Source organism: Peribacillus sp. P4_C12 (assembly GCF_056402095.1).
In genome coordinates, this window is the sequence record NZ_JBFUIB010000230.1 from 1 (window position 1) to 5,851 (window position 5,851).

A 5,851-nucleotide genomic window follows, 5' to 3' on the forward strand; every position below is an offset into this window, starting at 1 on the left:
ATATAATACCCACTCTGATACAATGAGTGCGTTATTACTATTTGGAGGTTAATTATGATAAAAAAGTTATTTTTATTTACGTTTATATTCTTCCTAGCATTTGTAAACAATGCTTTGGCTCACACTGGTTTAGAAAGCTCATCTCCTCAAAATGGAGCTATCGTTAAAGAGGAATTGCAAGAAATCACATTAACTTTTGAATCAAAGATAGAACAGAACAGTACATTTGAGATTCAAAATTTAAATGGAGATTCAATACCTGTTAAAAATATCTCTATAACAGAGAATAAAATGGTAGGTAGTTTTTCAAATCCTTTAGAAAATGGGAAATATCAAGCGAAATGGAAGATTATCGGAGCAGATGGGCACCCTATTGATGGAGATTTTTCCTTCTCGGTAGATATGCCTGTTACCGAAACTCCTGCAGAAGTACAAAAGGAACCAAAAAAAGAAGATGCGAAACAAGTAGAAGAAAATAAACCAAAAACAGCAAATGAACCAAAAGAGAAAATCGAACAAAACAAATTGCCATCCTATATAATTCCATCTATCATTGGTGTATTAATTGTGATCGTTGTTGGAAGTTTCATATGGGTAATGAGAAGGAAAAAATAAAATGTTCTTAATAGGAATCATTAGTGAGGCATTGTTATATCTTTGCTTTGCCCTTCTCATCGGCAGCTTTCTCTTATATCTTGTGCCAAGCTCTTATCGACCGAATATAAACGTACCAAAGGGTTATTTAATGATGGCTATAGGGGGTATAGCCATCTTTTCGTTTATCCCCGTTTTACAATTGATTTTATACCTTTATGAGGATATTGGATTTGCTCAAACCCTTCAGTCTGTTCTTTTTACATTTGAAGTGGGAAAAGCGTGGGTTTTTACTTACATTTTCTCGAATTTATTATTTATTTTAGTGGTTTGGTTTGATTATCGAAAAAGGGCTCTCTATTCTTACATTGGGATTATCTTCACGCTCATATTAATTCTTGCACTTGGTTGGTCAAGTCACGCCAGTTCGTATGATCAGGTGAAGGGCTTTTTAAATCAATCAGCCCATTTTACTGCTGTTAGTGTTTGGACAGGGATACTAATCGTTGTTAGTTGGTTTTCAAAAAATCATTCTAATTGGTTGAATTTCTTAAAATGGTTTACACCTGTTGCTATTGTTTGCTTTGCAAGTACTATTGTGACAGGTCTTATACTAATGACCTTTGTTGTTGAGTTTAAGGATTATCCTAATTCTTGGATGATTCCTTATGGACAAGCACTATTGTTTAAACATATATTGATTATTCCTTTATTAGTTTACGCAGTAATCAATAGTATTCTTATGAAAAGGAAATTAGAGAAAGATATAAACTTTAATCCAAAACCTTGGGCAAGAGTAGAAAGTATCGTAATTCTGCTTATATTTTCAGCAACTGCAGCATTAGGACAACAATCACCACCACACGAAACTACTGTAACAAGTGAAGTGGTTTCTAAATTATTTACGATGTTTTATCAAGGGCAGTTTCAGCCAGAAATGACTGTTCGACTTGTTTTAAACTCAACAAGTATGACTCTTATTTTGTTAGCCCTTTTATTCTTAGTTTTAACTATTTTTTCATTCATCAAGAAAGCCCCTGCTGTCGTTTMTTTTTTTATGTGTATCCTATTAGTGCTATGCGTTTATTTATCTCTCATATTAGGACTCCAATAAAAATTACTAAGTATTTACTTCCCTATATTCCTAGTTCCGCTATGAATGCAGGAAGATATGGGGTATATGGTATGATTATGCCAACTCTTATAGAAAAACTATTTGCTAACAAAACAAGAGAGAAAAAAATGCTGCATTTTTTTTATACGTAGATTCAAAAGATCGCCAGTATAGGCGGTCTTTTTTGCAATCTTCTTGTTGAACTCCCCCAGTATGATCGTTTCCCTTTGTCTATCTATACTTCATTTTTAACCCTTAATTTTTGAAAGTCTTAAAAAAACAAAAATTGGGTTGGACAGATATTTACGGATTAAAGATTATTCATATATTCTATCGAGCTTTTCTTTGAAATAGATATTATAGGAATATATATTATGCCACTCTAGCAAAAAAGAGGTTTTAAAATTGGAAGCTAGCTAAATACATACCGCTGCACCTAGGAAGGCATTAACGGTTTAGTCTAAATCAGCATCAGGCAAAATGATCATGTGGTTCTTTTACCTCCAAAAGTAGCGACTCGTTTATTATTTCGGCATCCCTCGTAGAACCCACAAAAGAAATAATTTCTATTTTGAAGAAGACATAGAAAAAAAGAATATGAGGCCCTATTTGTGCTCATGCAGATTTACACAGCCCTTTTATTTTACAGTATCAGAGCAGGCTAATGTTCAACCTGCCTGCATTTTTTTATGTTTTAACCTTCACCTTATTTGCTTTCTATTAACACTTGCCTCTTACTTACATACTATCGGATGAGATTGGTCTTAGCCAGCTCCACAATATCATTACCCTGGCCATTCAGCACAGCTTTAAGCATCCAAAGAGTGAATCCTTGTGCCTGTTCTAATTTGATACTAGGCGGAAGTGACAGCTCCTGGCGGTTTACTACCACGTCAAGTACAACTGGGCCGTTATGTGCAAACGCTCGTTTCACTGCATTCTCAAGATCTGCCGGGTCTTCTACACGAATTCCTTCTATTCCCATCGCCTGGGCAACATCAGCGAAGTTTGGATTCTCAAGACCTGTCCCTGTTTCTAGGTAGCCTGAAGACTTCATCTCGAGTTCTACGAAACCTAGAGCATTGTTGTTAAATACAACTACTTTTACCGGTAATTTATGCTGCCGAAGCGTCAATAAATCTCCCATTAACATTGAGAGTCCTCCATCTCCAGACAATGCAACTACTTGAACTTCCGGTCTCGCAGCCTGGGCTCCAATTGCCTGAGGCAAAGCATTTGCCATCGTACCGTGATTGAAAGATCCCAGAAGTCGTCTTTTTCCGTTCATTTCCAGGTATCGTGCAGCCCATAAAGTTGGTGTACCTACATCACATGTAAACACTGTGCTCTCACTGGCGAGATTGCTTATTACTTTAGTAAGAAATTGCGGATGAATCGGCATCCTTCCTGGCTTCCCTATTGCAAGCTTATCCAATCCCCTGCGAACATCCCGATAATTTGAAACAAATTTATCTAGATGATGAGTGTCATGTGTTTCACTTAAAAGAGGAAGAAGTGATTCAACTGTATATTTAACGTCTCCACAAAGTCCAAAGGTTAATGCTGCTCGGCGGCCTAAATGTTCCGCTCGAATATCAACTTGTAAAATAATAGATTTTTTAGGTAAAAATTGCCTGTATGGGAAGTCGGTACCAAGCATTAATAATACATCACAATCCATCATGGCATGATATCCAGATGAATATCCAATAAGACCCGTTAGTCCCACCAAATATGGATTATCATACTCCAGATGTTCTTTCCCTCTAAGTGCAATGACCATTGGCGATTTAAGTTTGTCACAAAGCTGCATCAACTGAGCGTGGGCTCCTTCACAACCTGCCCCGCACAATAATGTAATGCGTTTACCACTATTGAGATATTCTGACAGGCGTTTTAACTCTTCATCAGATGGTCGAACAACCGGCTGTGTTATGTGGATTACCTGTTCAGGAACACTTTCATTGTCAGCGAGTAAAGCAACATCTCCAGGAAGAACGAGGACAGAGACACCTTTTCGTGAAATGGAATGTTGTAGAGCCATCGTAACCATGCGGGGCATCTGTTCAGGTTTTGTCACAACCTCACAGAAATGACTGCACTCCTTGAATAAATGCTCAGGATTTGTTTGTTGAAAATAGTCTCCTCCAATTTCATTACTTGGTATATGTGCCGCAATAGCCAACACTGGAATTCGACTTCGATGACAATCGTAAAGTCCATTGATTAGGTGAAGATTCCCCGGGCCACTGCTTCCTGCACAAACTGCGATACTGTTACTTAATAATGCGTCAGAACCCGCAGCGAAGGCTGCAACCTCCTCATGCCTCACCGATATCCAATCAATCTTCCCCGAACGTCGAATGGAATCTAAAACAGCGTTAAGTGAGTCACCCACTATCCCGTAAATCCGTTTTACTCCAGCGTTCAGCAAAGAATCAATCAGTAAATCTGCTATTGTTTGTTTCATCCTTTTCCTTTCCTCCTTAGTAAATATAAAAATCTTGTATTTTATTACCCACGTCTTAACAAAATAATAATACTAATATTAATTTCAATTTATTAACATTAAGGTTTCCTTTTTACTGATTAATATTCTGTTGATGTAAACATCCTTTCACTAAGGCGGAGTTTCGACTTACCATTATTGAAAAAGCTGCCTTAAAGACAGCTCCGATCTTAAGCTAACGCACTTGTTAGTTGAAAAACTTCGTATCAACTTATTTATTCTGATTTAAACTCAATCTTCTTTGCTTGATACATTTTATCTTTAAATTCATAAGAAATTTCAATCGTACCAATGAACATGGCGGGAGTAATTTGACCACCTACAGAAGCCACCAAATGATTATCAACCACATCAAATTTGACGATACTGCCAAAAGCAACATCATTAAACAAATGGTCTGGGGGGATTTGAAACTTTTCGATATTAATTACCGTTATCTTATCGCCAATTGACACTACAGCTTCAGTTGTGTCAGTTTTGTTTTAACATCTTTCAAAATAATCGCTATGGGATTGTCTACTAGAACCTCTTCATAAATCTCACCTATATTGGTTTGGGTTTTATTTAGTACATGGACTTCACTATCTAAAGCCTCTGTGCCATAACCCTTTGTTAATACAATAGTTAAATCCTTCTTCTTATCTTGATTTAAGTCATTGTATAGGAGTCTTGGGACATATGAAGGATTGGTTTCATTCACCCAATAAGGAAAATATCTTGTTCCCCCTTCAATCTTCATCTCGAAATCTCTGTACATGCCGTTTTTTCTATCTAGGTCAATAGCATATAAAATAACATTGGCTTCTTTTGATTTTAAAATAACCTTTTTGGATTCTGCGAATACTGTTGTCATACTTTGACCGTTATAAAAAGAATTAACCATGACCAGTAAAAACAGAATTTTGTACCACATAAAGTCCACCTCATGATTAATATGCCACTTGTCTTATTTCGCTGTACTGCCCCTTTAGTGCCATAAGAAAAAGGCTGCCTCGCAACCCTCCTTATTGAAGTAAAGCACCCGTTAGTGAAGAAGAAACAGCATTTTTAATGGCACTAACGAACCCGTTACTTTAAGAGTATATTTATTAGAGTTTTTGCACCCTCATTATCCAACTCTCCATAACTTTTGTTTTCATTATTGCTAATAATTATCGCCGTACCGTTTTCATTAAACCAGATTTCATATTCAACAATTCTTTCAGGCATATTTTCATCAAAAGTGTAAAATAGAGTAGCATTTAAATCAGGTTTTCTAGCCATTTTGACCATTCTATTGTCCCATTTGATTTGTTTAAATGCCTCGCTTAACAATTCTATTGATTCGTTATCTGTTATCATTAAAGCTTCTTCGTACTTTCCTTCTGCATCGATTTTTTGAACATCCACTCTTGTTAATTGTTCTGTATCTTCTCCCATACAACCGACCAATAGCAACATAAAAACAAAAAGAAAAGTAAAATTTATAATTTTTCTGATCTTACTCCACCTCCATATATATTTAGAGACGTTTACATTGCATAATAGTTCCAACCTTTATAACTAAACTACCTCTTTGGTTGAACAAGGTTATTTTTTTCCTCTAATTTGAATGTATGATTATATAAATTTTCGTACATTAAAAAGATTTCCAA

6 protein-coding genes are annotated in these 5,851 nt (G+C 36.0%); 2 read left to right on the top strand and 4 right to left on the bottom strand.

Annotated elements, in window-relative coordinates; translation table 11 throughout:
- The first annotated feature begins 54 nt into the window (after positions 1 to 54).
- Both AC1DUW_RS19610 and AC1DUW_RS19615 read left to right on the top strand, forming a co-directional pair.
- A complete protein-coding gene (locus tag AC1DUW_RS19610) occupies positions 55 to 615 on the top strand; it encodes a copper resistance CopC family protein (protein WP_053345503.1) in 561 nt (186 codons plus the stop codon).
- Position 616: 1 nt separating this feature from the next.
- Positions 617 to 1,708, top strand: a complete 1,092-nt coding sequence (locus AC1DUW_RS19615) for a CopD family protein (RefSeq protein ID WP_477643257.1) — start codon at positions 617 to 619, stop codon at positions 1,706 to 1,708.
- 745 nt (positions 1,709 to 2,453) lie between these two features.
- Here AC1DUW_RS19615 and poxB read toward each other — a convergent pair.
- The 4 genes from poxB to AC1DUW_RS19635 all read right to left on the bottom strand — a co-directional run bounded on the left by poxB (position 2,454) and on the right by AC1DUW_RS19635 (position 5,636).
- Positions 2,454 to 4,178 (bottom strand): ubiquinone-dependent pyruvate dehydrogenase, encoded by a 1,725-nt coding sequence (gene poxB, locus AC1DUW_RS19620; RefSeq protein WP_053345501.1) that lies wholly within the window; start codon positions 4,176 to 4,178, stop codon positions 2,454 to 2,456.
- A gap of 254 nt (positions 4,179 to 4,432) precedes the next feature.
- Positions 4,433 to 4,672, bottom strand: a complete 240-nt coding sequence (locus AC1DUW_RS19625) for a hypothetical protein (RefSeq protein WP_053345500.1) — start codon at positions 4,670 to 4,672, stop codon at positions 4,433 to 4,435.
- A complete protein-coding gene (locus tag AC1DUW_RS19630) occupies positions 4,672 to 5,130 on the bottom strand; it encodes a hypothetical protein (RefSeq protein WP_053345499.1) in 459 nt (152 codons plus the stop codon). The genes AC1DUW_RS19625 and AC1DUW_RS19630 overlap by 1 nt, the downstream gene beginning before the upstream one ends.
- Positions 5,131 to 5,285: 155 nt before the next feature.
- Positions 5,286 to 5,636, bottom strand: a complete 351-nt coding sequence (locus AC1DUW_RS19635) for a YhfM domain-containing protein (protein WP_152952255.1) — start codon at positions 5,634 to 5,636, stop codon at positions 5,286 to 5,288.
- Positions 5,637 to 5,851 lie beyond the last annotated feature (215 nt).